26 protein-coding genes are annotated in these 26,989 nt (G+C 66.8%); 21 read left to right on the top strand and 5 right to left on the bottom strand.

All coding sequences use genetic code 11. The features are described from left to right. The 12 genes from mobA to proB form a co-directional block, all read left to right on the top strand. On the top strand, positions 1–301 hold a 301-nt coding region (mobA, locus tag GOALK_RS06230; RefSeq protein WP_040004040.1), incomplete at its 5' end, for a molybdenum cofactor guanylyltransferase. A 36-nt stretch (positions 302–337) separates the two neighbouring features. After that, on the top strand, positions 338–505 hold the full coding sequence (locus tag GOALK_RS06225) for an SDR family oxidoreductase (RefSeq protein WP_006357951.1): 168 nt from the start codon (positions 338–340) through the stop codon (positions 503–505). Positions 506–557: 52 nt separating this feature from the next. Beyond that, positions 558–3,230 carry a valine--tRNA ligase gene (locus GOALK_RS06220; RefSeq protein WP_006357950.1) on the top strand — a complete coding sequence of 891 codons (2,673 nt, stop codon included), beginning with the start codon at positions 558–560 and terminating at the stop codon, positions 3,228–3,230. Beyond that, complete coding sequence (folC, locus tag GOALK_RS06215) at positions 3,227–4,753, top strand: bifunctional tetrahydrofolate synthase/dihydrofolate synthase (protein WP_006357949.1); 1,527 nt, start codon at positions 3,227–3,229, stop codon at positions 4,751–4,753. Before GOALK_RS06220 ends, folC begins: the two co-directional genes overlap by 4 nt. Then, positions 4,750–5,139, top strand: a complete 390-nt coding sequence (locus GOALK_RS06210; protein ID WP_006357948.1) for a DUF4233 domain-containing protein — start codon at positions 4,750–4,752, stop codon at positions 5,137–5,139. The genes folC and GOALK_RS06210 overlap by 4 nt, the downstream gene beginning before the upstream one ends. A gap of 206 nt (positions 5,140–5,345) precedes the next feature. Beyond that, entirely contained in the window at positions 5,346–5,822 is a 477-nt protein-coding gene (locus tag GOALK_RS06205; protein ID WP_006357947.1) for a hypothetical protein, read from the top strand. A 38-nt stretch (positions 5,823–5,860) separates the two neighbouring features. Further along, complete coding sequence (ndk, locus tag GOALK_RS06200; protein WP_006357946.1) at positions 5,861–6,277, top strand: nucleoside-diphosphate kinase; 417 nt, start codon at positions 5,861–5,863, stop codon at positions 6,275–6,277. A gap of 436 nt (positions 6,278–6,713) precedes the next feature. Further along, positions 6,714–10,061: a translation initiation factor IF-2 N-terminal domain-containing protein gene (locus GOALK_RS06195; RefSeq protein WP_006357945.1), complete on the top strand. Its 3,348-nt coding sequence runs from the start codon at positions 6,714–6,716 to the stop codon at positions 10,059–10,061. Between the two features lie 281 nt (positions 10,062–10,342). Further along, positions 10,343–10,654 carry a 50S ribosomal protein L21 gene (rplU, locus tag GOALK_RS06190; RefSeq protein WP_006357944.1) on the top strand — a complete coding sequence of 104 codons (312 nt, stop codon included), beginning with the start codon at positions 10,343–10,345 and terminating at the stop codon, positions 10,652–10,654. Positions 10,655–10,692: 38 nt separating this feature from the next. Beyond that, positions 10,693–10,956 carry a 50S ribosomal protein L27 gene (rpmA, locus tag GOALK_RS06185; protein WP_005198946.1) on the top strand — a complete coding sequence of 88 codons (264 nt, stop codon included), beginning with the start codon at positions 10,693–10,695 and terminating at the stop codon, positions 10,954–10,956. A gap of 95 nt (positions 10,957–11,051) precedes the next feature. Beyond that, entirely contained in the window at positions 11,052–12,518 is a 1,467-nt protein-coding gene (gene obgE, locus GOALK_RS06180; protein WP_006357943.1) for a GTPase ObgE, read from the top strand. Further along, entirely contained in the window at positions 12,515–13,660 is a 1,146-nt protein-coding gene (proB, locus tag GOALK_RS06175; protein ID WP_006357942.1) for a glutamate 5-kinase, read from the top strand. Before obgE ends, proB begins: the two co-directional genes overlap by 4 nt. Positions 13,661–13,679: 19 nt before the next feature. On the opposite strand, the gene GOALK_RS06170 is transcribed toward proB, so the two are convergent. Both GOALK_RS06170 and GOALK_RS06165 read right to left on the bottom strand, forming a co-directional pair. Further along, positions 13,680–14,558, bottom strand: coding sequence for a Sir2 family NAD-dependent protein deacetylase (locus GOALK_RS06170; protein WP_006357941.1), 879 nt, complete (start codon positions 14,556–14,558; stop codon positions 13,680–13,682). Between the two features lie 21 nt (positions 14,559–14,579). After that, complete coding sequence (locus tag GOALK_RS06165) at positions 14,580–15,167, bottom strand: TetR/AcrR family transcriptional regulator (protein ID WP_006357940.1); 588 nt, start codon at positions 15,165–15,167, stop codon at positions 14,580–14,582. Between the two features lie 120 nt (positions 15,168–15,287). Between GOALK_RS06165 and GOALK_RS06160 the strand changes: the two genes are divergently transcribed. Then, positions 15,288–16,139, top strand: coding sequence for an alpha/beta fold hydrolase (locus tag GOALK_RS06160; protein ID WP_006357939.1), 852 nt, complete (start codon positions 15,288–15,290; stop codon positions 16,137–16,139). Positions 16,140–16,188: 49 nt separating this feature from the next. Here the strand turns inward: GOALK_RS06160 and GOALK_RS06155 are convergent, their stop codons facing one another. From GOALK_RS06155 to ectA, 3 genes are all read right to left on the bottom strand, one after another. Continuing rightward, positions 16,189–16,629 carry an ectoine synthase gene (locus GOALK_RS06155; RefSeq protein ID WP_006357938.1) on the bottom strand — a complete coding sequence of 147 codons (441 nt, stop codon included), beginning with the start codon at positions 16,627–16,629 and terminating at the stop codon, positions 16,189–16,191. Then, a complete protein-coding gene (ectB, locus tag GOALK_RS06150) occupies positions 16,626–17,915 on the bottom strand; it encodes a diaminobutyrate--2-oxoglutarate transaminase (RefSeq protein ID WP_006357937.1) in 1,290 nt (429 codons plus the stop codon). The genes GOALK_RS06155 and ectB overlap by 4 nt, the downstream gene beginning before the upstream one ends. A gap of 218 nt (positions 17,916–18,133) precedes the next feature. After that, on the bottom strand, positions 18,134–18,661 hold the full coding sequence (gene ectA, locus GOALK_RS06145; protein WP_040004039.1) for a diaminobutyrate acetyltransferase: 528 nt from the start codon (positions 18,659–18,661) through the stop codon (positions 18,134–18,136). A 164-nt stretch (positions 18,662–18,825) separates the two neighbouring features. Here ectA and rsmD point away from each other — a divergent pair, with 164 nt between their 5' ends. The 8 genes from rsmD to GOALK_RS24630 all read left to right on the top strand — a co-directional run bounded on the left by rsmD (position 18,826) and on the right by GOALK_RS24630 (position 26,832). Then, complete coding sequence (gene rsmD / locus GOALK_RS06140) at positions 18,826–19,386, top strand: 16S rRNA (guanine(966)-N(2))-methyltransferase RsmD (protein ID WP_006357935.1); 561 nt, start codon at positions 18,826–18,828, stop codon at positions 19,384–19,386. A gap of 38 nt (positions 19,387–19,424) precedes the next feature. Beyond that, positions 19,425–19,913 carry a pantetheine-phosphate adenylyltransferase gene (gene coaD, locus GOALK_RS06135; RefSeq protein ID WP_006357934.1) on the top strand — a complete coding sequence of 163 codons (489 nt, stop codon included), beginning with the start codon at positions 19,425–19,427 and terminating at the stop codon, positions 19,911–19,913. Positions 19,914–20,035: 122 nt separating this feature from the next. After that, positions 20,036–20,839, top strand: a complete 804-nt coding sequence (locus GOALK_RS06130; RefSeq protein WP_006357933.1) for a DivIVA domain-containing protein — start codon at positions 20,036–20,038, stop codon at positions 20,837–20,839. Positions 20,840–20,881: 42 nt separating this feature from the next. Further along, positions 20,882–21,538 (top strand): YceD family protein, encoded by a 657-nt coding sequence (locus GOALK_RS06125; protein WP_006357932.1) that lies wholly within the window; start codon positions 20,882–20,884, stop codon positions 21,536–21,538. Further along, on the top strand, positions 21,531–22,256 hold the full coding sequence (gene rnc / locus GOALK_RS06120; protein ID WP_006357931.1) for a ribonuclease III: 726 nt from the start codon (positions 21,531–21,533) through the stop codon (positions 22,254–22,256). Before GOALK_RS06125 ends, rnc begins: the two co-directional genes overlap by 8 nt. A gap of 26 nt (positions 22,257–22,282) precedes the next feature. After that, a complete protein-coding gene (gene mutM, locus GOALK_RS06115) occupies positions 22,283–23,134 on the top strand; it encodes a bifunctional DNA-formamidopyrimidine glycosylase/DNA-(apurinic or apyrimidinic site) lyase (protein WP_006357930.1) in 852 nt (283 codons plus the stop codon). Between the two features lie 235 nt (positions 23,135–23,369). Then, positions 23,370–24,347, top strand: coding sequence for an AAA family ATPase (locus GOALK_RS06110; RefSeq protein WP_006357929.1), 978 nt, complete (start codon positions 23,370–23,372; stop codon positions 24,345–24,347). Continuing rightward, positions 24,340–26,832: a S8 family peptidase gene (locus GOALK_RS24630; protein ID WP_081474322.1), complete on the top strand. Its 2,493-nt coding sequence runs from the start codon at positions 24,340–24,342 to the stop codon at positions 26,830–26,832. The genes GOALK_RS06110 and GOALK_RS24630 overlap by 8 nt, the downstream gene beginning before the upstream one ends. The last annotated feature ends 157 nt before the right edge of the window (positions 26,833–26,989 follow it).

Here is a 26,989-nt window from a genome sequence, read left to right as displayed (position 1 = left end):
CGTGTGCGCCACCGACATGCCGCTGATCGCGCCCGAGCTCATCGACGAACTCCGACTGGGGCTCACCGACTCCACTCAGGCGGTGATCGCGCGCGACGCGCAGCGCGACCACCCGATGGCCGGGATCTACCGGACCGACGCGGGACCGGTGATCGCCGATCTGGTGGCCGGTGGTGAGCGCCGGATGCTCGGTGCGGTCGAGGCACTCAACACCCACCGCGTGGGCGTGTCCGACCCCGAGTGGCTCGTGAACGTGAACGCGCCCGAGGACCTGCATCGTCTGCGTGTGACGACGGGCTGAGCGCAGTTGAACGCCGGCCGAGGAGTTCAGTCGCCGGTGGGCGTCCGCGGCGTTGCCGTGGCGTATCGGCTCGGCGAGCCGGTCGACGTGACCCGGCTCCTGCTGTTCCTCACGTCGCCGGAGGCGTCGTTCATCACGGGGGCGGAGTACGTCATCGACGGCGGACTCCTCCTCGGTCCGGCACTTCAGGCCGAGACCGCATGAACCCGTCCGCGAGTGAGGACCGGGGCGAGGTCACACCCGGCGGAAACATAGAATGGCGGCCGTGACATCACTCGACCCGACATCCGCGCCGCCCGAGAACGAGTTGCCGAAATCCTGGGACCCCGCCCAGCACGAGGCGACGCTCTACCAGGGCTGGGTCGATGCCGGCTACTTCACCGCCGACGCGAAGAGTGACAAGCCCCCGTTCTCGATCGTGATCCCGCCGCCCAATGTCAACGGGTCGCTGCACATGGGTCACGCCTACGAGCACGTCCTCATGGACGCGTTGTCGCGTCGTCGCCGGATGCAGGGCTACGAGGTGCTGTGGCTGCCCGGCATGGACCATGCCGCGATCGCCATGCAGACGATGGTCGAGCGCAAGCTGGCCGCCGAGGGCAAGACCCGCGACGACCTCGGCCGCGAGGCCTTCATCGAGCGCGTCTGGGCCGAGAAGGCCGAGATCGGCGGCAACATCGGTGAACAGATGCGCCGGCTCGGCGACAGCGTCGACTGGTCGCGCGAGCGCTTCACGATGGACGAGGGTCTGTCGCGTGCGGTGCACACGGTCTTCAAGAAGATGTTCGACGACGGGTTGATCTATCAGGCGGAGCGCCTGGTCAACTGGTCGCCGGTCCTCAAGACGGCGGTCAGCGACATCGAGGTCAGCTACGCCGACGTCGAGGGCGAACTCGTCAGCTTCCGTTACGGCTCGCTCGACGACTCCGAACCCCACATCGTGGTCGCCACGACGCGTCTGGAGACCATGCTCGGCGACACCGCGATCGCCGTGCACCCCGACGACGAGCGGTACAGGCACCTGATCGGCACCGAACTGCCGCACCCGTTCCTCGACCGGAACATCCCGATCGTCGCCGACGACTACGTCGACCCCGAATTCGGCAGCGGCGCAGTCAAGATCACCCCGGCGCACGACCCCAACGACTTCGCGCTCGGCCAGCGGCACAACCTGCCGATGCCGACGATCATGGACGAATCGGCCCGGATCGCCGACACCGGAACGCAATTCGACGGAATGGACCGTTTCGAGGCGCGCGTCAAGGTCCGCGAGGCGCTCGCCGAGCAGGGCCGCATCGTCAAGGAGGTGCGCCCGTATCTGCACAGCGTCGGACACTCCGAGCGCACCGGTGAGCCGATCGAACCGCGCCTGTCGATGCAGTGGTGGGTCGACGTCTCGTCGCTGGCGAAGTCCGCCGGCGACGCCGTCCGAGACGGCTCGACCGTGATCCATCCGAAGTCGATGGAGCCGCGCTGGTTCGGTTGGGTCGACGACATGCACGACTGGTGCATCTCGCGGCAGCTGTGGTGGGGCCATCGCATCCCGATCTGGTACGGCCCCGACGGCGAGGTCGTCTGCGTCGGACCCGACGAGAAGGCGCCGGAGGGTTACGTCCAGGAGACCGACGTCCTCGACACCTGGTTCTCCTCGGGCCTGTGGCCGTTCTCCACGATGGGCTGGCCGGATGAGACCGACGATCTCGAGAAGTTCTATCCCACTTCGGTTCTCGTCACCGGATACGACATCCTGTTCTTCTGGGTGGCGCGGATGATGATGTTCGGCACCTACGTCGGCAAGGACCTGGGCCCGGGCCGCGAGATCCCGTTCCACAACCTGTTCCTGCACGGCTTGGTCCGCGACGAGCACGGCCGCAAGATGTCGAAGTCGAAGGGCAACGGCATCGACCCACTCGACTGGGTGGAGCGCTTCGGCGCGGACGCACTGCGCTTCACGCTGGCGCGCGGCGCCAACCCGGGTGCCGACATCTCGGTGGGCGAGGACCATGCCCAGTCGTCGCGGAACTTCGCGACCAAGCTGTACAACGCGACGAAGTTCGCGCTGATGAACGGCGCCAAGGTTGCCGAGCTGCCCGCCGCGGAGGCACTGACCGACGCCGACCGCTGGATTCTCCGGCGCCTCGGCGAGGTGCTCGCCGAGGTCGACGCCGGTTTCGAGTCCTACGAGTTCTCCAAGGCGTGCGAGTCGCTCTACCACTTCGCCTGGGACGAGGTGTGCGACTGGTACCTCGAGCTGGCCAAGGTCCAGTTCGCCGAGAACGACGAGAAGCGTTCGGAGACGACCTCCATCGTGCTCGGCGCGGTCCTCGAGCCGCTGCTGCGGGCGCTGTCGCCGGTGATGCCGTTCGTCACCGAGGTGCTCTGGAAGACGCTCACCGGGGGCGAGTCGCTGGTGATCGCCGAGTGGCCGACGCCGTCCGGGCAGGACTGGTCCGCCGATTCGGCGGCCCGTGTCGCCGACCTGCAGCGACTCATCACCGAGGTCCGCCGCTTCCGCAGCGACCAGGGACTCCGCCCCGGTCAGCGGGTGGCCGCACAGTTCGACGGACTGGGGGAGTCGGGCATCGAGCCGCTGCTGCCCTATGTGCAGTCGCTGGCACGTCTCGATCCCGCCGGGCCCGGCTTCGGGGCCACCGCGACCATCGAGGTCCGGCTGTCCGTCGCGACCGTCACCGTCGCGATCGACACGTCGGGAACCGTGGACGTCGAGGCCGAGCGGAAGCGTCTCACCAAGGACCTGGCGGTCGCCGAGAAGGAGCTGGCGACCACCTCGGCCAAGCTCGGCAACGAGCAGTTCCTGTCCAAGGCCCCCGACCACGTGGTCAGCAAGATCCGTGATCGCCAGCGGATCGCGACCGAAGAGGTCGAGCGTCTGAACGCGAAACTGGCGAGTCTGGCCGGCGGCGCGTGAGCGACGAGACCGGCTTCCCCGAAGAGGATCCCGCCGTCGTCGGCGAGGATCCGCTGGGATTGTCGGAACTGCTCGACGCGGAGGAGCGGGCGGCGGACGCCGAGACCGACCGCCCACCGCTGACCGTCCACGACAGCGCCGACGATCTCGCCGAACTCGCCGAGGTCGAGGCCGAACTCGACACCCGCTGGCCCGAGACCAGGATCGAACCGTCGCTGACACGTATCGCGGCGCTCATGGATCTGCTCGGCTCGCCGCAGCACAGTTATCCGGCGATCCACGTCGCGGGCACCAACGGCAAGACGTCGGTGACGCGGATGATCGATGCGCTGATGACCGCGCTGCACCGGCGGACCGGACGCATCACCAGCCCGCACCTCCAGCGCGTCACCGAGCGGATCTCGGTGGACGGCAAGCCGATTCGTGCCCGGACCTACATCGACACCTACCGCGAGCTCGAGCCGTACATCACGATGGTCGACGACAGCTCTACCGCGGCCGGCGGGCCGCGCATGAGCAAGTTCGAGGTGCTGACCGCGATGGCCTATGCGGTCTTCGCCGAGGCGCCGGTCGACGTCGCGGTGGTCGAGACCGGCATGGGCGGACGCTGGGACGCCACCAACGTCATCGACGGCATCGTCTCGGTCATCACGCCGATCGCCATGGACCACGCCGACTATCTCGGTGACACGCTCTCCGCCATCGCGGGGGAGAAGGCCGGCATCATCAAGCCCGGTGAGCCGGATGCCGTCGGTGCCGTCGACCCGGTCACGATCATCGCCGAGCAGAACCCCGAGGTCATGGAGGTGCTGCTGCGCGCGGCGGTCGATGCGGGCACGGTCGTGGCCCGTCAGGGTTCGGAGTTCGCGGTCCTCGGATCGGCCACCGCCGTCGGTGGCCAGATGCTCACGATTCAGGGGTTGGGCGGCGTCTACGACGAGGTGTTCCTCCCGCTGCACGGTGCGCATCAGGCCGCCAACGCGTCGCTGGCGCTCGCCGCGGTCGAGGCGTTCTTCGGTGCCGGTCAGGACCGTCAGCTCGACATCGACGCGATCCGGAGCGGCTTCGCCACGGTCGGTAATCCCGGCCGCCTCGAGCGGCTCCGCAGCGCACCGACGGTCTTCGCCGACGCCGCGCACAATCCGCACGGCGCGAACGCACTGGCCCAGGCGCTGGCCGAGGAGTTCGACTTCCGGCGCCTCATCGGCGTGGTCGGCGTGCTCGGTGACAAGGACGCACGGGGACTGCTCGAGGCGCTCGAGCCGGTGCTCGACACCGTCGTCGTCACCAACAACGGTTCGCCGCGTGCCCTCGACGCCGAGACGCTCGCGGAGTACGCGACCGAGGTGTTCGGCGAGGAACGGGTCGTCGTCCAGCCGTTCCTGCCCGACGCCGTCGAAGAAGCCATCGCCCTCGCGGAGGAAGCCGAGGGCCAACGAGTCTCGGGTGCGGGCGTCGTCATCACCGGCTCGGTCGTGACCGCCGGTGCCGCGCGCACCCTGTTCGGTAAGGAACCCTCATGACCCGGTACACCCCACCCGCCAACGACCCGTGGAAGGGCCTGCGCGGGGTGATGGCCGGGACGATGATCCTCGAGGTCATCGTCGTCATCCTGGCGTTCCCCATCGTCTGGCGTCTCGGCGGCGGTCTGACCTGGGTGTCCGGCGGATACCTGATCCTCCTCGTGCTCGCGATGATCGTGGCCGCCGGGATGCAGGGCCGCCCGTATGCGCTCAAACTCGACCTCGCCCTACAGGTGGCGGTGATCGCCGGTGGTGTCTTCCATTGGTCCATCGCCGCGGTCGGCGTGGTCTTCGGGTCGGTTTGGCTCTACATCGTCTACATCAAGCGGGATGTGGAGAAGCGCGTCGAAATGGGCATGCTCCCCGGTCAGGAACCGATCGACTGACCGGCCCCCACCTGGGTGGTCAACGCTGTCGGAGACCACGGTTTGGTGGTCGCAAGACCTGTGGCCGGACCGTTATCGGCGAAGCGGAGCGGACTGCGGGAGTTGCTGCAACAATGGCGCAAGCCGAGGGGGAGCGGACCGGTTCCCGCCCGGCTTCCTTTTCATCGCGACCCGCAATCGCAGCGCCATCCAACGTGAGGACGTACGTGCAGTTCCTGTTTTCCCGGACACCCGCCGGTATCGATCGCCCCCGCACCTCCGCCCGTCTCGGCCGCACGGCCGGAACGGCGCTGCTCGGGGCGGCCGCCTTCGCGCTGAGCGCTCCCGCCGTCGCGTCGGCGGAACCCGCGCCCCAGCAGACGCCCCCGGCGCTCGAGGCGTTCGCGGTGCCCGAGGCAGGCGCGCCGGTCCCCGTCTCGCAGGGTGAGTTCAGCTACGTCGCGACCCATGCCATCACCAAGCGCGCAGCGGGGATGAAGGCGCCTGAGGCCATCGCGACCATGCCGGTGCCCGCCCAGTACCGTCCGGCGAATCTCGCTCTGGCGCAACAGTTCGACCTCGCTCTCGCCGGTGCGCTCGCGTCACCCGGTGGGTGTCTGCAGATCGTCGTCGACCCGCAGGCGCGCTCCGGCAGCCTGTTCAACTACGGGTTCTTCCCGGTCGCCGGTGAGTACTGCTCCTGACCGTCGGAATCCTCCGGCCGGTCGATAAGGTGTCAGTCGTGACTGAACGCACTCTCGTACTCATCAAGCCGGACGGCGTCGAACGCTCGCTCGTCGGCGACATCATCAGCCGTATCGAGCGCAAGGGGCTTACCCTCGTCGCTCTCGAGCTCAAGACCGCAAGCGACGAGGTCGCCCGCGGCCACTACGCCGAACACGCGGACAAGCCCTTCTTCCCCTCGCTGCTGGAGTTCATCACCTCCGGCCCGCTGGTCGCCGCCGTCCTGGAGGGTCCGCGCGCCATCGCGGCCTTCCGCCAGATCGCCGGCGGCACCGATCCCGTGGAGAAGGCAGTGCCCGGCACCATCCGCGGCGACCTCGCCCTGAACACGCAGTACAACCTGGTCCACGGCTCGGACTCCCCGGAATCGGCCGAGCGTGAGATCGCCATCTGGTTCCCCGAACTCGCTGGCTGACCGGGGTCACCTCGGTTCGACTCGGTTCGACGCGCGTGTCAAACGCGCATACTTTGCGGTCATCCGACCCCCGTGTGGGATACTTGCAGGGTTATCGCCGACACACTTTGTCGACGATGGCCGGATGACGCGCCTTGGTTCGGCGCGTCGCGGTGCGGCAGTCTCGCACCGCGACGCCCACAACCACAGCTGACCCCGCCGAGGTTCGTACTGCTGCCAGCAGCCGAACACTCAGGCTTCGCCCTGTGCCCGGTGTCGTGGAAGGCGCCCGGGATGCGGTCATCGACACAGCAAGAGCGTTCTCTGCTGAACCGACACTCGGCTCAGCGTGATGACGCGCAGACCACACAACACCGGCCATACGTGGACCGGGACACAGAGCAGACCCTCGCGTGGCCGCGTCAGCCCGACGCGCCCGGGGGTTCGAGGAGACTGAGTGACCGACAACGGGTCACCGGCTGACGCGAACGCAGCGCCAGAACCGGTGGAAGAATTTCCCAGCAAACTTCGTGTGCACGCACTGGCCCGCTTCCTGGGCCTGACGAGTCGGCAGGTGCTTGCGCACCTGGCCAATCTCGGGGTGCAGACACGCAGCCCCCAATCGAGCGTCGACCGTGAGTTGGCGCAGGCCGTGGCCGAACGGGTGCGGGCGAACGTCGATGCGGACGAGCCCGGCGTGACGCCGGCCGCCGCCGAGGAGGCCGCCCCCGAGGCGGCAGCCGACGTAGCCGCCACGACGGCAGAACCGGTCGCCGAGGAACCGGCCGCCCAGGAGCCCGCCCCCGAGGCGGAGGCCCCGAAGGCCGACGAACCGCCGAGCCTGTTCTCGGCCGCCTCGACGCGATACGACGAGCCGGTTGCCACGCCCGCCGCCGAGTCCGACGCGTCCTACGGCACCCAGCCGCTGTTCCTGCAGCCGCAGGCCCCGGCCGACAAGCCGAAGGCAACCCGCGCGGCCAAGCAGGCGGAGAAGACCGAGCAGGTCGACAAGCCCGCGAAGGCCGACGACTCGGACAAGCCGGAGGAAGCGTCGTCCACCGACGCCGATTCCGGCGCGACGACTCAGGAAGCCAAGGCACCCGAGACGAAGATTGCCGAGACGAAGGCTCCCGAAGCGGAGACCGTCGACTCGGATGTCTCCGACGAGACCGGCGCGGAGAACACCGACAGCTCCGACTCCGAGAGCGGTGACAACTCCGACACCGACGACTCGGGATCGGGTCGTAACCGTCGTCGGCGTCGCGGACGTCGTGGTCGCGGCCGCGGTCGCGGTGACCAGGGCGGTGACGGCGAGTCGGGCGATGCCTCGGACGACGACGACACCGACGACAAGGCCGAGGACACGACCCCCGACGTCGACTCCTCGACCGAGTCCGGCGAGACGACGACGGACGAGGCTGCAGACGATTCGAAGTCGGACGAGCCGACTTCTCGCCGCCGACGCCGTCGTCGGTCGGGGTCGGACACCTCGGAGGAGGCCGACCGCAAGGACTCTGCCTCCGACGACTCGTCGAAGGGCGAGTCGAAGGACGACGATTCCGATGACGACTCGGACGACAACGACGACGAGTCCGGTGACGATTCGGGTGAGGCGTCCTCGACCCGCCGCCGGCGTCGGCGTCGCCGCCGCAAGGGCGGGGGAGAGCCCGACGAGGGTTCGCCGGACGATCCGCCGAACACCGTCGTCCACGAGCGTGAACCCCGCAGCAAGCGGGCGCGCGACGAGGTGCAGGGCATCTCCGGTTCGACGCGACTCGAGGCCAAGCGTCAGCGCCGCCGCGACGGCCGCGACGCCGGTCGCCGGCGTCCGCCGATCCTGACCGAGTCGGAGTTCCTGGCCCGTCGTGAGGCCGTGGACCGCGTGATGGTGGTGCGCGAGCGCAGCGCCAACAGCAGCATCACCGACAGCGACGGCCACGACCATGCCGCGGTGGAGGACTACACCCAGGTCGCGGTCCTCGAGGACGGTGTCCTCGTCGAACACTTCGTCACCACGGCGACGTCGTCGTCGATGGTCGGCAACATCTACCTCGGCCGCGTCCAGAACGTGCTGCCCGGCATGGAGGCGGCGTTCGTCGACATCGGTCGCGGTCGCAACGGCGTGTTGTACGCCGGCGAGGTCAACTGGGACGCCGCCGGACTCGACGGCGGCTCGCGGAAGATCGAGCAGGCGCTCAAGCCCGGCGACCACGTGCTTGTACAGGTCAGCAAGGACCCGGTGGGACACAAGGGTGCCCGCCTGACCACGCAGATCTCGCTGGCCGGCCGGTACCTCGTCTACGTGCCCGGCGGGTCGTCGACCGGTATCAGCCGCAAGCTGCCCGACGTCGAGCGCAAGCGTCTCAAGCAGATCCTGTCGAAGCTGGTCCCCGAGGACGCCGGCGTGATCATCCGCACCGCCTCCGAGGGAGTGAGCGCCGAGGAGCTCGGTGCCGACATCGCCCGCCTCGAGGCGAAGTGGAAGTCGATCGAGGAGTCGGTCGAGAGCGTCAAGAAGTCCGGCTCCGGCGCGCCGAAGGCCCTCTACGAGGAGCCCGACCTGCTGGTCCGCGTGGTTCGCGACCTGTTCAACGAGGATTTCAAGAAGCTCGTCGTCGAGGGCGACAAGGCGTGGAACCTCGTCGAGGGCTACGTCAGCTCGGTTGCGCCCGACCTCATGGAGCGGGTGGAGAAGTTCAGCAAGCCGCATGCGGATGCCCCGGACTCGTTTGTGGTCCACCGCATCGACGAGCAGCTCGCGAAGGCGCTCGACCGCAAGGTGTGGCTGCCCTCGGGCGGCACGCTGATCATCGAGCACACCGAGGCGATGACGGTCGTTGACGTCAACACCGGCAAGTTCACCGGTTCGGGCGGAAACCTCGAGGAGACGGTCACCCGTAACAACCTCGAGGCGGCCGAGGAGATCGTGCGGCAGATGCGTCTGCGCGACATCGGCGGCATGATCATCGTCGACTTCATCGACATGGTCCTCGAGTCGAACCGGGACCTGGTGCTGCGTCGCCTCACCGAGGCGCTGGCGCGGGACCGCACCCGTCACCAGGTGTCCGAGGTGACCTCGCTCGGCCTGGTCCAGATGACCCGCAAGCGTCTCGGAACCGGTCTGCTCGAAGCATTCTCGACCCCGTGCACCTCGTGTGGCGGGCGTGGACTCATCGTGCACGCGAATCCGGTCGAGGTGCGCGGCGACGATTCGGCGAAGTCGGACGGCGCGGGCTCCAAGCGTTCGCGCCGCGGCAAGAAGAAGTCGGAGGCCCCCGCCGAGGTGGCGGCGCCCAAGGCGGCTCCTCCGGCGATCCCGCCGCACAAGCCCGCCGCCGAGCACCCGTTGTTCCGGGCGATGGCCGCGAATCACCACGACGACGAACATCCCGAGGGCGAGCACCACGAGGGTGAGCACGTCGAGGTCGAGCAGGCTGTCGCGACTGCCGCCGAGACCCCGCCGGAGACGGAGCCAGCGCAGGCCCAGGAACCCACCAGGGCTGACGAACCCACCAAGGCCGACGAACCCATCAAGGTCGAAGAACCCGCCGAGGCCGCGGAACCGGCCGCGTCGACCGACGGCCAGGCGCCTGCGGCGAAGCGTCGCCGACGGGTGGTCCGGCGTCCGGCGCAGACGACGACCGCACCGGAGAACGTGGTGATGACGGCCGTGGACGCGGCTCCGGAAGCGCCCAAGACCACCTTCGGTCCCGTCTCCACGGGAGAGCCGGTGGTTGCGGTGCGTCGACGCCCACGGAAGCGGACGGCGGGCAGGCCCGCCGGACCGCCGCCGGCAGAAAGCTGAGGTCCGAGGTGAGGGACCGGCGGGGCGAGTTTGACCCGGCCACCGCCGTTCCCGTAACCTTGGAAAGTCGCCTCCCGCGGAGGGTCTGCGCTGTTCTGCGTGCCACGTGCACCGGCAGCGGCGCGAATCCCGTGGCAGGCCCTCTGGTGTGATCTACAGCCACTCCCGGTCAGCTGACTGGGTCGACTGCGGCCCGCACCGGCATGCACACAACGAACGCCTTCGAGAGCGCCTCGGCGCTGGCGAAGGGCCCGACCAGACGAGTAAGAGGAAGAACTTCGATGGCAACGTACGCGATCGTCAAGACCGGCGGTAAGCAGTACAAGGTCGCTGAGGGCGACATTGTCAAGGTCGAGAAGATCGACGGAGAGATCGGCGCCACGGTGAGCCTGCCGGTCGCGCTTGTCGTCGACGGATCGAACCTGACCACCGACGCCGACAAGCTGGCCAAGATCTCGGTCACCGGCGAGGTCGTGGAGCACGTCAAGGGCCCCAAGATCCGCATTCACAAGTTCAAGAACAAGACCGGCTACCACAAGCGCCAGGGTCACCGTCAGAAGCTGACGGTCCTGAAGGTCACCGGCATCAAGTAGTTCGACAAGCTTCGCGAAGACCTCAGGAGGACTGACACATGGCACATAAGAAGGGCGCATCCAGCTCCCGCAACGGTCGCGATTCCAATGCCCAGCGACTCGGCGTGAAGCGCTTCGGTGGCCAGCAGGTGAGCGCAGGAGAGATCCTCGTTCGTCAGCGTGGCACCAAGTTCCACCCCGGCGTGAACGTCGGTCGCGGTGGCGACGACACCCTGTTCGCGCTCGCCGCGGGCGCGGTGGAGTTCGGCAGCAAGCGTGGCCGCAAGACGGTCAACATCGTCCCGGAAACCGCTCAGGTCTGACCCGAGCACTCCGGCACGACAAGCCTTTTCGCAGGGCGGGCAGGGTCATCACGTACCCGGCCCGCTCTGTTCTTTTTTGACGGAAGAAGGATTCGATGTCACGGTTCGTCGACCGCGTGACCATTCACGTCGCGGCGGGCAACGGTGGCCACGGTTGCGCCTCGGTTCACCGGGAGAAGTTCAAACCTCTCGGCGGCCCGGACGGCGGCAACGGCGGTAACGGCGGGTCGGTGCGACTCGTCGTCGACCCGCAGGTGCACACCCTGCTCGATTTCCACTTCCGTCCGCATGCCAAGGCGGGCAACGGCAAGCCCGGCGCCGGTGACAACCGCGACGGTGCCATGGGTGAGGACCTGGTCCTCAACGTGCCCGACGGTACGGTCGTCCTCGACGAGAACGGCACGATCCTCGCCGACCTCGTCGGCACCGGTACGACCTTCGAAGCCGCTCAGGGTGGCCGCGGTGGTCTCGGCAACGCCTCGCTCGCGTCGAAAGCCCGTAAGGCTCCCGGGTTCGCACTCCTGGGTGAGGAGGGCCAGCAGCGTTCGCTCGTCCTCGAGCTGAAGTCGGTGGCCGACGTCGGCCTCGTCGGCTTCCCGTCGGCGGGCAAGTCGTCGCTGGTCTCGGTGCTGTCGGCGGCCAAGCCGAAGATCGCCGACTACCCGTTCACCACGCTCGTGCCGAACCTCGGTGTGGTCCAGACCGCCGGTGACGTGTTCACCATCGCCGATGTGCCGGGTCTGATCCCGGGCGCCTCGACCGGTCGTGGTCTCGGCCTGGAGTTCCTGCGCCATCTCGAGCGGTGTGCTGTCCTCGCGCACGTCGTCGACTGCGCGACCCTCGAGCCCGGACGCGACCCGGTGTCCGACATCGACGCCCTCGAAGCCGAACTCGCCGCCTACAAGCCGGCACTCGACGCCGATCACGGTCTCGGTGACCTGGCCGAGCGGCCGCGTGTGGTGATCCTCAACAAGGTGGACGTCCCCGACGCCGCCGAACTCGCCGATCTCGTGGAACCCGAACTCGCCGAACGCGGTTGGCCCGTGTTCCGGATCTCGGCAGTGGCCCACGAGGGTCTGCGGGAACTGACCTTCGCGCTGGCGAAGATGGTCCGCGAGTACCGGGAAGCCCAGCCCGCCAAGACACCTCGCCGGGCGATCATCCGTCCGAAGGCCGTCGACGACACCGGTTTCACCATCGTCCGCGACCCCGAGATCGAGGGCGGCTTCATCGTCTACGGCACGCGGCCGGAGCGCTGGATCGCCCAGACGCAGTTCGACAACGACGAGGCCGTCGGTTACCTGGCCGATCGTCTCAACCGCCTCGGCGTCGAGGACGAACTGGTGAAGATGGGTGCCGAACCCGGCGCCCCGGTCACCATCGGTGCGGTCACCTTCGACTGGGAGCCGAGCACGCCCATGGGCGACGACGTCCCGGTCACCGGGCGTGGCACCGACATCCGACTCGACCGCAACGACCGTGTGGGTGCCGCCGAACGCAAGCAGGCCCGCCGGTTGCGGCGCGGACTGCCCATCGAGGACGGAGAGCAGGACCAGTCGTGACCGCGGAGGTCGGCATCGAGGTGCGCGGCGTGCGGGAACAGATCGCGCACGCGCGCAGCGTGGTGGTGAAGATCGGCTCGTCGGCGCTGACCGACCTGGCCGAGGGACTCGACCGGGACCGGCTCGACGCCCTGGCGGACGCGCTCGAGGCGCGGATGCGCGCCGGCTCCGACGTCATCGTCGTGTCGTCGGGTGCGATCGGCGCGGGCATCGCCCCGCTCGGTCTCAAGAAGCGTCCGACCGACCTCGCCACCAAGCAGGCCGCGGCCAGCGTCGGACAGCTCGCCCTGGCGCACGCATGGGGTACTTCCTTCGCTCGGTACGGTCGCACCGTCGGGCAGGTCCTGCTGACCGCCGACGACATCTCGAACCGCTCGCATCACGCCAATGCCCAACGCACACTTGACCGTCTGCGGTCGCTCGGTGCGGTTGCCGTGGTCAACGAGAACGACACGGTCGCGACCAACGAGATCCGGTTCGGCGACAACGACCGGCTCGCCGCGCTCGTCGCCCACCTCAGCGGGGCGGACGCCCTGGTGCTCCTCTCCGACGTCGACGGCCTGTACGACGGCGACCCGCGCAAGGTCGGCGTGGACGGTCGGCGGGCGCGTCTGATCCCTGAGGTGAACGGGCCCGAGGACCTCGACGGCGTCATCGCCGGATCCGGGGGAGCGCTCGGCACCGGCGGGATGGCCTCGAAGCTCGCCGCGGCCCGTCTGTCCGCGGACGCCGGTGTCCCGGTTCTGCTCGCCGCCGCGTCGTCCGCCGCGCAGGCGCTGGCCGATGCCTCGGTGGGCACGGTGTTCGCTGCCCGCGAGGAGCGGTTGTCCGCACGTCGCTTCTGGGTGCGTCACGCCGCCGACGCGCGGGGGAGGATCGTCCTCGACGACGGTGCGGTGGCAGCCGTATCCCGCAGGCGCCGTTCGCTTCTCGCAGCCGGCGTGGTCGGCGTCGAGGGCCGGTTCTTCGACGGCGACGTCGTCGAGCTGGTGGACCAGCGGGGCGTCGTGAAGGCGCGCGGGGTGGCATCCTATGACTTCGACGACATCACGTCGATGATCGGCCGTCAGACCGACGAACTCCCGCCCGAACTGCAGCGTCCCGTGGTGCACGCCGACGACCTCGTCGTCGTCTCGCGCTGAGCGTTGCCCGCTCGCGGACCTAGCGGTTCGCGAGCGCCGGTAGCACCACCCCGGCCCGGTGGTCGATCTTGAGCGATGCCAGCTCGTCGGCGCGGGTGTGGCCGCGATTGACGATGATCAACGGTTTGCCGGCGCGATGCGCCCTCCGAGCGAACCGAAGGCCCGACATGACCGTCAGCGACGATCCGACCACGAGTAGGGCATCCGCCTCGTCAACCGCCGAGAATGATTGCTCGACAAGAGGTTTGGGAACCGTCTCGCCGAAGTAGACGATGTCGGGTTTGAGGATGCCGCCGCAGTGCGGGCAGTCGATCATCCGGAAGTCCGTGGTGTCGGCGAGCATCGCGTCGGCGTCTGGCGCCACCTCGATGGCCCCACGCCCAGCCACGCGTTCGGCGAATCCGGTGTTGATCTCCTCGAGCTGTTGCGCGAGACGGTGCCGGGAGATCCGCCAGTCACACCGCAGGCAGCGCACGCGGCCGTAGCAGCCGTGCAGCTCCAGCACGCCCCTCGTCCCGGCCTTGGTGTGCAGCATGTCGACGTTCTGGGTGATCACCGCGGACACCCGGCCCTGGTCCTGCAGGCCGGTGAGTGCGAGGTGTGCCGGGTTGGGGAGGGCGGCGTCCATGTGGCGCCAGCCGACGTGGTTGCGTGCCCAGTAGTGCCGCCGGAACTCGGGGGAGGACAGGAACATCTCCAGGGTCATCGGCGTGCGCGGCGGCGACCCCGGGCTGCGGTAGTCGGGGATGCCCGAGTCGGTGGAGATGCCGGCGCCGGTCAGGACCGCGGTTCGGCGGCCGGCCAGGATGTCCGACGCGAGATCGATACGCTCGGCGACGTCGTCGTCGAGAGGTGTGTGGTCGGCCGGGGCGTGGCCGAGCTGAAGACGAGTGCGCACCCTGCCCAGGATAGGCGCGACTCAGACCGCGTCGACCTGGTCCAGCGCCGCGGTGGTCTGCGCGACAAACCATCGTTCCCACCGGTCGGGGGTCCACCCCCGATCTCCGACGAGGCGGAGCCAGGCGGTGCGCGAGGCGAGCATCCACATCGAGTCCACGTGCTCGTCGGCCGGCTCTTCTCCGAGGATCAGCGTGAGCGCCCAGCGCACCTCGGCCCAGCGGGTCTGTTCACGCTGGTCCCGCAGGATCGCCGCGTCGTCGTCGGTGACCGCGGCCTGGTCGAGAACGTGCTGGATGGCGGCCGACCGGAGGTGCGCGGCACTGAGCCAGCTCGCGGCAGCCCGGATGCGTGTGGCTCGATCGCCGTGTCCCATCGCCTGGTATTCAGTGGTCTCGCGGACCGGAACGGTCTCGTCGCGGCGCAGTGCCGAGACGATGCACGCGTCGAGCAGGTCGAGTTTGTCGGCGAACTGCCGGTAGACGGTGGGCCGTGTCAGCCCGGCGCGGGCCGCGACGGCGGCCATCGTCGTCGTCACCCAGCCTTCCTGGCAGAACATGGTGGTGGCGGTGTCGATGACCAGGGCGCGATTCTCGCGGGCGCGTGTCATTCGTAAAGCCGACGAGTAGGACCTGACCACGGGGATCAGTCTAGACATAATTCGAAATACACGGTGTAATGCCAATTATGGGTGACCCGCTCCGGGTGACCACCACGGGCGGGAGCGGCCATGACCGAATTCGATGTACCGACGCGTTTGGGGCGCATACGCGTTCGCGACGTCGGCGAGGGGCCGCCGGCGGTCCTGTGGCACAGCATGTTCGTCGATTCGGGTAGCTGGGATCGGATCGTTCCCGGGCTCGCGGGCCGACGACGGCTGTTCATCGTCGACGCCCCGTGGTGCGGTGCGAGCGAGAAGTCAGCCGCCGCCGCCGACATCGAGGCGTGTGCGGATGCCGCGCGGGAGATCATCGCGACGGTGGGGGATGTGTGCGGTGCCGAGGCCGTCGACTGGGTGGGCAACGCGTGGGGCGGTCACGTCGGCATGCATCTGGCCGCCGTCGAGCCGGAGCGGATCAACACACTGGTCGCGATGAGTGCGCCGACCCGTCCGATCGACCGGGCACTGCGGCGCCGGATCGGACTCCTGTTGCCGATGTACCGCGTCATCGGTGCGCGAGGCCCGGTGTGGTCGGCGATCTCGACCACGCTGTTCACCGACCGGACACGCAGCGACGATCCGGAGGCGATCGCGGTGTTGCGGCGCGGACTCCGGGCTTCCGGGCGGTCGATGATCCCGGCCATCCGCACAGCCATTCTGAACCGCACGGACCTCACGTGGGCGGCTGCGCGGATCACCTGTCCGGTGCTGTTCGTGACGACCGACGACCGCGGCGAGTGGACACCCGAGGAGGCCCGCGAGGTCGCGGCCACCATGCTCGATGCCCGTGAGGTCACCATCCGGGAGGCCCGGGTGATCCCGGCTCTCGAGCAGCCGGGCCAGACCGTTGACGCGGTGCTGGACTTCTGGGCGCAGAAGGCAGAAGAATCGCCACTCCCGGCGACAACCGCTGATAGCTAGCGATTGTCACCGGAAGTGGCGATCCTGGTGGGTCTTCTCAGGGGGCCGATCAGGAGGCCGCGGTCTCCTCGATGGCATCCTCGGCATGCTTGCCGGTCGGCTGCGGGACGGCGACCAGGGGGTACACGCCGTTCTCGTCGTGGACCTCGGTGCCGACCACCGGGGGATTGAACACGCACAGCATGCGCATCTGCGTGTCGGCGGTGACCGTGTGGCGTTCGTGGCCGTCCAGCAGATACATCGTGCCGGGGGCCAGGGGATGGGTCTCACCGGTCTCCCGGTTGAGCAGGGTGCCGGTGCCCTCGACGAGCCAGACGGCCTCGATGTGGTTGGCGTAGTGGAACTCGTTGACGCTGCCGGCTTCGATGGTGGTCTCGTGGAACGAGAACCCCACACCGTCGCCGCCGAGGACGATTCGCTTGGAGCGCCAGTGGCCGTCGGCCACGTCACGCTCGGTTCCGGTGATCTCTTCGGTGGTTCGGACGATCATCCGATCACCTCCTTGACTGCGTCGGAAAGGATGGACAGGCCGCGGTCGAGGTCCTCGCGCGAGATGGTCAGCGGCGGGAGCAGCTTGACGACCTCGTCGGACGGACCCGACGTCTCGGCCAGCAAACCTGCGCCGAAGGCCAGCGCGCAGACCTTGCCTGCTGCCGTGTGGTCCTCGAACGCCAGGCCGCGGACCATGCCGCGACCGCGCGTCGAGATTCCCTCGTAGCGGTTGCAGAGGTCGGAGAAGACCTCGTGGATGCGCTCACCCTTCGCGTGGATGTCACGGCTCAGGGTGTCGTCGGACCAGTAGGCCTCGATGGCCTTGGCGGCGGTGACGAACGCGGGGTTGTTGCCGCGGAAGGTTCCGTTGTGCTCCCCGGGGGTCCAGACGTCGAGCTCCGGCTTGAACAGCGTCAGGGCTAACGGCAGACCGTAGCCGCTGATCGACTTCGACAGGGTGACGATGTCGGGCTTGATGCCGGCTTCCTCGAAGGAGAAGAAGTCGCCGGTGCGGCCGCAACCCATCTGGACGTCGTCGACGATGAGCAGGATGTCGCGGCGCTCACACAGGTCGGCCAGGGCGCGCAGCCATTCGGCGCGTGCGACGTTGACGCCGCCCTCGCCCTGCACGGTCTCGACGATGACTGCGGCGGGGCGGTTGAGGCCACTGCCCGAGTCGTCGAGGACGCGCTCGAACCAGGCGAAGTCTTCCATGACGCCGCCGAAGTAGTTGTCGAACGGCATCGGGGTCGCATGGACCAGGGGGATGCCGGCGCCGGCACGCTTCATCGAGTTGCCGGTCACCGACAGCGAGCCCAGCGTCATGCCGTGGAAGGCGTTGGTGAAGCTGATGATCGACTCGCGCCCGGTCACCTTGCGGGCCAGCTTGAGTGCCGACTCGACGGCATTGGTGCCCGTCGGTCCGGGGAACTGGATCTTGTAGTCGAGTCCGCGGGGCTCGAGAATGTGCTTGGTGAACTTCTCGATGAAGTTGCCCTTGGCGACGGTGGCCATGTCCAGTCCATGGGTGATGCCGTCGGACTGGATGTACTCGATCAGAGCTTTCTTGAGCTCGTCGTTGTTGTGGCCGTAGTTCAGCGAACCTGCGCCGGCGAAGAAGTCCAGGTACTCCCGACCGTTCTGGTCGGTGATGTAGGAGCCCTTGGCGGTGGTGAAGACCGCCGGCCAGTTGCGGCAGTAGCTGCGGACCTCGGACTCGTGCGTGGTGAACACAGAGTCGTCGAAAGTCTTGTCGAGAACAGGGGTGGTGTCGAGAAGTTGCATGACCTGCTTCCTTCTTCTTGGTATAACCGCGCTACAGCTATGTGAGCGCAGGAGTTCCGGTGCGGTTCGACGACCGCGTGTACCCAGAACTCGGAAATTTATGCCGGTTGTCGGCAACTTTTTCTGACTAGTGCCAACGACGTTGGGGCACTGCGTATTTCGATGGTGATCGGACTTACAACCCTCGACACGGGTGTGCCGGGATCACGCGCGAGCGCTCAGGGCTCGGGGATCTCCGGTTCGAGCATGTAGAGGTCCTCGGGCTCGTGCGAGTCCGGAAAAGTGTTGGCGGCGAACAGGTCACGGCGCTCGAAGCGGAGACCGCGGGCCTTCGCGACCGACTCGAACAGTCGCTGCGACGGGATGTTGTCGGGACTGATCGTGGTGTGCATCGCCACCATTCCGTGGCGGTTCGCACGATCGAACAGGTGGTGCAGCATGGACCCGGCGACGCCGTGTCCACGCATCAAATCGTCCACGGCGACCTGCCACACCATGAGTGTGGAGGGGTCGCTCTGGCGGCGATATCCGGTGACGAAGCCGACCGGACGGCCGTCTACTTCGGCGACGATCGAGGTGTCGGCGAAGTCGTGGCACCACAAGACGTAGGAGTACGACGAGTTGACGTCGAGAACCTTTGAGTCCGAGGCGATTTCCCAGAGGCGGGTACCGTCGGCGACAGTCGGCATCCGATAGTCGACGGTGAGGACAGTTGTTGGGGCCGTTCCTGCTTGTGAAGGGCTCATAACGCTCTCGACGTTAACAACGGGTATCCGGGAAGTCACCCACCAGCGGAAATTGCCTCATCGAACCCCTACCTTCTACCTGTTCAGACATGCAATGTGAAGTGGGTCACAAGAGTGTCACCCACGCGTCGATTCGGGGGTTCCCGGGGGAGCAGAATGGCCCCATGACGAGGATCATCGCGGGCGAGCTACGGGGTCGACGGCTCCGCGTTCCGGACGAGGGAACTCGTCCCACTTCCGACCGTGTGCGGGAGTCGGTCTTCAACATGCTCGACGCCCGATTCGATCTCGGCGGGCTCTGGGTCCTCGATCTGTACGCCGGGTCCGGGGCCCTCGGCATCGAGGCGGTCTCGCGTGGTGCGGCCGGCGCGACGTTCGTCGATTCCGCACGGAAGGCCGCCACCGTCATCGGCGCGAATGTGAAGGCCTGCGGGATCGCCTCGTCGGCCACCGTACTGACACGACCGGTGTCCGCCTACCTGTCCTCGCCGCCCGAGCGGAGATACGACCTCGTGTTCTCCGACCCGCCGTACGCGGTCGATGCGGCCGCACTGTCCGAGGATCTGACCAAGCTGGCCGCGTCCCGGCTCGCCGACGGCGCGCTGGTGGTGGTGGAGCGCTCGGCGCGCTCGACCGGTGACATCTGGCCCCGCGACTTCGAGGTCGTCGTCGACAAGAACTACGGTGACACCCGCGTCGAGGTCGGGGAGTTCATCGGCTCCTGACGCGCCTGATGTGTGGGGCCGGACGGTAAGTTCAGGCCATGACGACGGCAGTGTGTCCCGGTTCCTTCGATCCCTTCACCCTCGGCCACCGCTATGTGGTCGAACGCGCCGCGGCGTGTTTCGACGAGGTGGTCATCACCGTGGTGGTCAATCCGAACAAGCGAGGCATGTTCGGTGTCGACGAGCGGATCGCGCTCATCGAGGAGGACTGCGCGGATCTGCCCGGCGTGCGGGTCGATCGCTGGGAAGGCCTTCTCGTCGACTATCTGAAGCAGGAGTCGATCCACACCATCGTCAAGGGCCTGCGTTCGGCGGTCGACTTCGACTACGAGGTCCCGATGGCCCAGATGAACCGCGCACTCGCCGACGTCGAGACGGTCTTTCTGCTCACCGACCCCCGGTTCGCGCATGTGTCCAGCTCGCTCGTCAAAGAGGTGGCCAAGCTCGGCGGTGACGTCACGCCCTTCCTGTCGCCGCACATCCACAAGAACCTGACCGCGAAGCTCACCGGGGAGCGTTCCGTCTAGGACCCACCTGCGGGAATTGCGACACACCCCACGCGCTTCACTAATCACAGGCGCAACATTCGGCACAATAGTCACAGATTCACCAACTGTTGCAAACAGGCAAGCGCCGGATTGGGGTGGCTGTGTACCGGGTATTTGAGGCTCTCGACGAACTCGTGGCGATTGTCGAGGAGGCGCGGAGTGTGCCGATGACCGCGGGCTGTGTCGTGCCGCGCGGTGACGTGCTCGAACTCCTCGACGACATCAAGGACTCCATCCCGGGCGAACTCGACGACGCGCAGGACGTCCTCGATCAGCGCGACACCCTCATCGGCGATGCGCGCGAGCACGCCGAGACGACGGTGGCCAAGGCCGACTCCGAGTCCGAGGCCGTGCTGGCGCACGCCCGCGCCGAGGCCGACCGCATCCTGTCCGAGGCCAAGGCGCAGGCCGACCGCATGGTCGACGAGGCGAGCTCGCACTCGCACTCGCTCGTCGAGGACGCCACCGAGGAGGCGCGCCGGCTGCAGACCAGTGCCGCCCGCGAGTTCGAGGCCGTCACCGGTCGCGCCCGCGCCGAGGCGCAGCGCACCGTCGATGCGGCGAACAACACCTACGACAAGTCGGTGGCCGACGGCATCGCCGAGCAGCAGCGCCTGGTGTCGGAGACCGAGGTCGTCGGTGCGGCCAAGTCCGAGGCCGAACGCATCATCGACGCGGCCCACGCGGAGGCGGATCGCCTGCGCGGCGACTGCGACGTGTACGTGGACGAGAAGCTGGCCCAGTTCGAGGAGATCCTCACCGGCACACTGCGTTCGGTGAACCGTGGACGTCACCAGCTGCGCACCGGTGCGGGCATGCACGACTACGTCGAATACCCCCGCAGCGTCGACGAAGCGACCCGCAACTCCTACGACCGCGACCAGGGATCCCCGCTGGCGGTGTGACCTGCCCGACGGCCGATCCGGCGCATACCGTGGCGTCAGTCGATGATTCGCGATCGCGAGCGTATGGTGCAGTTTGTGTCTGATCATGCTGTGACATCAGAAGCGTCGCACGGTCCCGATTCGGCGTCGCGTCGCGATCCCTTCGTCCTCGACGTCCGGCCGCTGGGTCGGCGCCCGGGCACCATGTCCGAGGTGCACCGGACGGTCACGACCCCCGACAAGCTCGGGGTCGAGATGATCGGCATCCCGGCCGGCTCGGATGTCGATCTCGACCTCCGGCTCGAGTCGGTGAGCGAGGGAATCCTGGTGACCGGCACCGCGTGCGGTGAGACCGCCGGTCAGTGTTCGCGCTGCATCGAACCGATCGACGGCACGGTGACTGTCTTCCTGACCGAGCTCTTCGCGTACCCCGACAGTGTGACCGAGCAGACCACCGAGGAAGACGACGTGCATCGCATCGTCGACGACCGCATCGACCTCGAGCAGTCGATCATCGACGCGGTCGCGCTGGAACTGCCGATGTCCCCGCTGTGCTCGGAGGACTGCCCGGGACTGTGCCAGGTGTGTGGCATCCGTCTCGCGGTCGCCGAACCGGGCCATGCGCACGAACTGATCGATCCCCGCTGGGCCGGTCTCGAGAACAAGTTCTCCGAACTCGCAGAAGACGGGAACCCGGACGACCAGGAAAGTCGTGACTGAAAGCACACGTGAGGAGGGTCGGCGGGCGCTGCTCGCCGCACTCGACACCGACATCCCCGAAGACCTTCTGACGCTGGCGCTCACGCACCGCTCGTACGCCTACGAGCACGGCGGTCTGCCGACCAACGAGCGCCTCGAGTTCCTCGGTGACTCCGTCCTGGGCGTGGTGATCACCGAGCGCCTGTACCTGCATTTCCCCGACCGTCCCGAGGGTGAACTCGCGAAGATCCGTGCGAGCGTGGTCAACATGCACGCGCTCGCCGACGTGGCACGCGGTCTCGGCGACGAGGGTGGCCTGGGCAAGTACCTGTATCTCGGCCGTGGCGAGGAGATGACGGGCGGTCGAGACAAGGACTCGATCCTCGCCGACGGTCTCGAATCCCTGTTCGGCGCGGTGTTTCTCAGCCACGGCCTGGAGACCTCGCAGCGGATCATCCTGCGCCTCTTCGACGAACGCATCGAGAAGGCCGGACAGCTCGGCGCCGGTCTGGACTGGAAGACCTCGCTGCAGGAGCTGAGCTCCGAACGCGGCTATGGCCCACCGCAGTACCAGATCTCGTCCACCGGCCCGGATCACAACAAAGAGTTCACCGCGATCGCGATGATCGCGGGGGAGAACCTCGGCGAGGGCGTCGGACGCACCAAGAAAGAGGCCGAGCAGCAGGCGGCGGCCCACGCGTGGAAGGCGCTCACCGAACGCGCCGAAGCGTCGTCGTGACAACAGCGTCGTGACAACAACTCTTCATGCCTGAACTGCCCGAGGTCGAGACCGTCCGCATGGGTCTCGAGAAGCATCTGACCGGACGGACCGTGACCGCGGTCGAGGTGCTGCATCCGCGTGCGGCCCGCCGCCACCTCGGCGGCGAGCCCGACCTCATCGGTCGCCTCGCGGGCAAACACGTCACCGGAGTGCGGCGTCGCGGCAAGTACATGTGGATCGACGTCGCCGACGACACCGACCGTGCCGCTCTCGTCGTGCATCTCGGCATGAGCGGGCAGATGCTGATCGCCCGCGACGGGGCGCCCGACCACACCCATCTCCGCATCCGCGCACACCTCGACGACGACAACGAACTGCGGTTCGTCGACCAGCGCACCTTCGGCGGCTGGCACCTCGACGACTATGTGGATGACATCCCGGTGTCGGTGGCGCACATCGCTCCCGACCCGTTCGATCCGGCTTTCGACGCGGCGGCCGTCGTAACGCGTATGCGCGCCAAGCACTCCGAGATCAAGCGGGTCCTGCTCGACCAGACCGTCATCTCCGGCGTCGGCAACATCTACGCCGACGAGGCGCTGTGGCGCGCCCGGCTGCACGGTGCACGCATCGCCGAGACGATCTCGCGAAAGAAGATCCTCGAACTGATCGACGCGGCCACTGCGGTGATGAGCGAAGCGGTGGAGGTGGGGGGCACGTCCTTCGACGCCCTGTACGTGAACGTCAACGGTCAGTCGGGGTACTTCGAACGGTCGCTCAACGCCTATGGGCGCGAAGGGCAGCCGTGCCGTCGCTGCGGGGCGATCATGCGACGGGAATCGTTCATGAACCGCAGCTCGTACTATTGTCCGCGGTGCCAGCGTCGCCAATCACGCTAGACGCGCGTAACGAGACCCTCGCCGACACGAATCCCGCACCTCGAGGGGCCATTACCTCCATAGTGGGGACGCCGGCCGATCCTCAGCGGGGTGTCGAAGGCGGTGGTGGTGACCGACTAGACTTCGGCACGTCTAACACCGGTCGAGCTCGATGGTTCGTGGTGATCCGATCTGGCGTGCCGAGTCCAAGTGACGGATAGGTCTGCGAGAATCGTCAGCGACGAGAGGAACGTGAATGGCGCGTGCAGACCTACTTCTCGCGTTGGTCCGATCCGGCGCTGGTGGGGACGAACTGGCCTTTCGTCGTGCCGCGGAGGCTCTCATCGCTGAGGAAAATGCTAAGAAGCACAAGGTCTTAGCGTCGCAACTAAGTGACGCCCTGACTAAAAGAAGGGCGTCAGGGGCGACGGTCTCGCCGCTGTCCCGACCCCAGGAATCTGCCGGTCTGTTCCACGAGATCGAGCCCATGCGGCGTCTCACTGACCTAGTCCTGCCGTCACTAGTGCGCCAGTCCGCGAATGGACTTGTCGAGGAGCACCACCGGCGCGATCTGCTAAGGAGTCACGGTGTCGAGCCACGGCATAGGGTTCTCCTCGAAGGACCGCCCGGAAGTGGCAAGACGACGCTAGCCGAGGCGATCGCGTCTGAAATCGCGGTCCCACTGCTGACAGTCCGCTACGAAGGGCTGATCGGATCGTTCCTGGGCGAGACTGCGTCCAGACTTGACGCACTTTTTTCAGCGGTACGTACGCGCCCGTGTGTGCTCTTCTTCGATGAGTTTGATGCGGTCGCAAAGGAACGAGGCGACACCCATGAGACTGGCGAAATCAAACGCGTCGTCAGCTCGTTGCTGCTGCAGGTCGACAGATTGCCCAGTCACGTCATCGTGATCGCAGCGACCAACCATGCTGAGCTGCTTGATCGTGCGGTGTGGCGGCGGATGCAGATTCGGTTGTCCCTTCCGAGCGCAAGTCGTTCTGGAAAGATCGAATGGCTTAGAGCGTGGTCTACCCGTACAGGCGTCGTATTTGGGAAGACAGAGCGGACGATCGCAGACCGTCTACGGGATGTGAGCTACGCAGAACTGGAGGACTTCGCAACTGACGTGCAGCGCCGCCAGATCCTCGGCGGTTTCGACAGCGATCCCGCCTCGGTGACCGAAGGTGTGCTGAAGGCATGGGTGAACCGAGCGCGGCCGGACACCGATGGCTGACGGTCCGATTGAACGGCCCGTGTTATGGGGTGCCTTGAAGGCCCCTGTTCCATACAGAGCTCCAAACGGGGGGCAGCCGACCGTAGATGTGCCCTCTCACAGCGCTCAGGGGGAGAGGTTAGGGGGTCGATTCCGCGATCTTGACGACGCGTTCACAGAACAGGTGACCCTCACACAGTCACTTGGGGCGACCGACCCGCAGTTAGTAGTCGTGTTTGAAGCAATCGATGAGCGTGCTGAATTATCGAGAGTGGCTGAACTCGCTGGTTTGGAAGTCCTGACAGAGACCGAAGAGAGCTTCGAGGCGGACCCCAACTTTCCAAGAAGGACTGTCAATAAGAATTTGCCGGTCACAGGGTGCTTGCACGCAGTCTGTATCACCGAGCAGTCCCGAGACAACATCCTGGGACAGTGGCGGCGATGGAGTCGCACCGGAGAAGTTGGCCGTGGCTACGCGCCTCTCCGAGACATCTTTGCTCACTTGCGGGATGTGAGACCCTGGGGGCCTCAGGACAGGCTCCGAACTAGCGAGCTTGCTCAGGCCCTGTCGGGAATGCTGCCCGGGGACCACTCGATTGAAATTGAATTGTGGTACCGACGCTCCGAGGCAATGCGCAAGAAGGCTCAGGACGAAGTCGCGGCTCTCGTCGAACGAAGCGGTGGCGAAGTACTTGCAGTCGCGCGGGTCGACGAAATCGGGTATCACGGCATGAAGTGTCTAGTACCGCTCGAACTGCTCCAGCGCTTGGCGGACGGCGATGTAGATGCGGTCATGGCCGTGAAATCGAGCCACGTGATGTACATGAGGGCCACGGGCCAGTCGTACTCCTTCTCCGATGGAGTGCCCGGGGGAGCCGCGACTCACGGTGCGCCCCCGGAAGGTGAACCCGTCCTGTGCGTGCTGGACGGCGTCCCTGCAGCTAATCATCCTCGGCTCGCCGGGCGGGTCATAGTCCATGATCCGGATGATCTAGCAGCAAGTACAGCGTCTGAAACCCACCTACGTCGTCACGGGACGGCGATGACGTCTGTGTGCGTGTGGGGCGACCTCTCAGCCAGCGAGCCCCCAGCGGCTAGGCCGGTGCTGGTCCGTCCCATCCTTACCCCGGCGGACGACACAGTGGACAAGTTCGAGGAGATCCGAAACAACGACCTTGTACCGGATCTTATGCGCAGGGTGTTCCGTGAACTGTTCGAAGGAACCGAAAGCGTTGACCCTGTTGGTTCATCGATCGTTGTATTGAACTTGTCTGTGGGCGATCCGTCATCTCCGTTCGACGGCATTATTTCGTCCTGGGCGAGGACCATCGACTGGCTGTCAGCGGAATATGGTGTGGTCGTCGTGGTCTCTGCAGGGAACCACCGTTCACTTCCGGTCCCTTCTGGAGTTGAGATGCTGACTGGGCGGAGCGGCAGTGATCGTGCCGATTCCGTCAACGCTGTTGTCGCTAACACGATTCCGCGTCGCAGTTTGCTCTCGCCAGCGGAATCTATCAACGCCCTTACTGCCGGAGCGTTGAACGTAGACGGAGCGGGATCCATGAGTGGTGGGTACCGGTTTGACCCAGCCGATGGTCAGCTCATCGTCAATCCTCTGAGCGCCTTAGGCCCGGGACTCCGCCGGTCAGTAAAGCCCGATCTGCTCGCACCGGGCGGTCGAGCCTTGTTCCAGACCCCGATGATGGCTAGTGAGACTGAACTCCGTCCTGCGCCCCAGAGCGCCCTGGGTCCTGGTGTCAGAGTCGCGGCGCCGGGCGGTGCAGATGAAGCTTTCACAATGGGCACCAGTCCGGCCTCAGCGATGGTCGCTCGGGAGGCGGCGCGAGTCGTCGACACGATCCTCGGTATCGCGGATCGAGCTTTGACGCGCTCCGAAATTGCTGTCGCAACAAAGGCTATCGTCGCGCATTCGACCCGTGTTCCGGATGGTCTCCGGGTAGACGAAGGGTTGCGTCCATATGCCCACGGCTATGGTGCATCGGTCCGGACGCTCGCAGACGGATGCGAGTCACACGAGGCCAGCGTCCTATTCGTCGGAAATATCGCCGCAAATGAACAGGTGACTTTGTCTTTCCCGCTACCAAACGGTTTGGAACAACTCGGATTGAAACGAGTAACCGCGACTCTCGCCTGGATGTCGCCGGTGAACTGGCTGCACCGACAGTACAGGCAAGCTGCGCTCGATTTTTCAAAGCCGACGGGCTTCACCGAACTCGGTGTAGCGATCGACGTCAACAGCGAACGTTCGAAGCGCGGAACGCTGCAGCACGCCGTCTGGGAGGTAAACCGAGCGATTGGCGTGGGAGTGGGAAACACCATAGACCTCACGGTGCACTGCAAGGAACAGGCTGGCGGACTGTCCGGAAATCGCGTGGATTTCGCCGTTGCGTTGTCGCTGTGGGTCGCGCCTGAGCTCGGCGTGGACGTATACAACCAGGTACAGCAACAGGTCGCTGCGCCCGTCGTGATCGCCCCGGGCCCGTAAGATACGTCGGGCGTCAAAGATCCAGGGCCAGTCGAGGTGCGTCGAGTACTCACTTAACGCGTATGGACTCGAGGGACTTGCTGTGTCGTCGTTGTCGGGCGGGCTGCCTTCCGACAGTCTGGCCATGTCGTCGACCATGCTGGCGGTCGGTCACTGC

Source organism: Gordonia alkanivorans NBRC 16433, from assembly GCF_000225505.1.
GTDB classification, from domain to species: Bacteria; Actinomycetota; Actinomycetes; order Mycobacteriales; family Mycobacteriaceae; genus Gordonia; species Gordonia alkanivorans.
Note: the sequence above shows the minus strand (reverse complement) of the source record. Positions and strands in the feature narration are given on the sequence as shown.

Bases quoted from the DNA above. Each gene is read 5' to 3' on its own strand.
- GOALK_RS06220 (WP_006357950.1), top strand. From the start codon at position 558: ATGGCGGCCGTGACATCACTCGACCCGACATCCGCGCCGCCCGAGAAC.
- GOALK_RS06210 (WP_006357948.1), top strand. From the start codon at position 4,750: ATGACCCGGTACACCCCACCCGCCAACGACCCGTGGAAGGGCCTGCGC.
- rplU (WP_006357944.1), top strand. From the start codon at position 10,343: ATGGCAACGTACGCGATCGTCAAGACCGGCGGTAAGCAGTACAAGGTC.
- rpmA (WP_005198946.1), top strand. From the start codon at position 10,693: ATGGCACATAAGAAGGGCGCATCCAGCTCCCGCAACGGTCGCGATTCC.
- obgE (WP_006357943.1), top strand. From the start codon at position 11,052: ATGTCACGGTTCGTCGACCGCGTGACCATTCACGTCGCGGCGGGCAAC.
- GOALK_RS06165 (WP_006357940.1), bottom strand. From the start codon at position 15,167: ATGACACGCGCCCGCGAGAATCGCGCCCTGGTCATCGACACCGCCACC.
- GOALK_RS06160 (WP_006357939.1), top strand. From the start codon at position 15,288: ATGACCGAATTCGATGTACCGACGCGTTTGGGGCGCATACGCGTTCGC.
- GOALK_RS06155 (WP_006357938.1), bottom strand. From the start codon at position 16,629: ATGATCGTCCGAACCACCGAAGAGATCACCGGAACCGAGCGTGACGTG.
- ectB (WP_006357937.1), bottom strand. From the start codon at position 17,915: ATGCAACTTCTCGACACCACCCCTGTTCTCGACAAGACTTTCGACGAC.
- ectA (WP_040004039.1), bottom strand. From the start codon at position 18,661: ATGAGCCCTTCACAAGCAGGAACGGCCCCAACAACTGTCCTCACCGTC.
- rsmD (WP_006357935.1), top strand. From the start codon at position 18,826: ATGACGAGGATCATCGCGGGCGAGCTACGGGGTCGACGGCTCCGCGTT.
- coaD (WP_006357934.1), top strand. From the start codon at position 19,425: ATGACGACGGCAGTGTGTCCCGGTTCCTTCGATCCCTTCACCCTCGGC.
- GOALK_RS06125 (WP_006357932.1), top strand. From the start codon at position 20,882: ATGATTCGCGATCGCGAGCGTATGGTGCAGTTTGTGTCTGATCATGCT.
- mutM (WP_006357930.1), top strand. From the start codon at position 22,283: ATGCCTGAACTGCCCGAGGTCGAGACCGTCCGCATGGGTCTCGAGAAG.
- GOALK_RS06110 (WP_006357929.1), top strand. From the start codon at position 23,370: ATGGCGCGTGCAGACCTACTTCTCGCGTTGGTCCGATCCGGCGCTGGT.
- GOALK_RS24630 (WP_081474322.1), top strand. From the start codon at position 24,340: ATGGCTGACGGTCCGATTGAACGGCCCGTGTTATGGGGTGCCTTGAAG.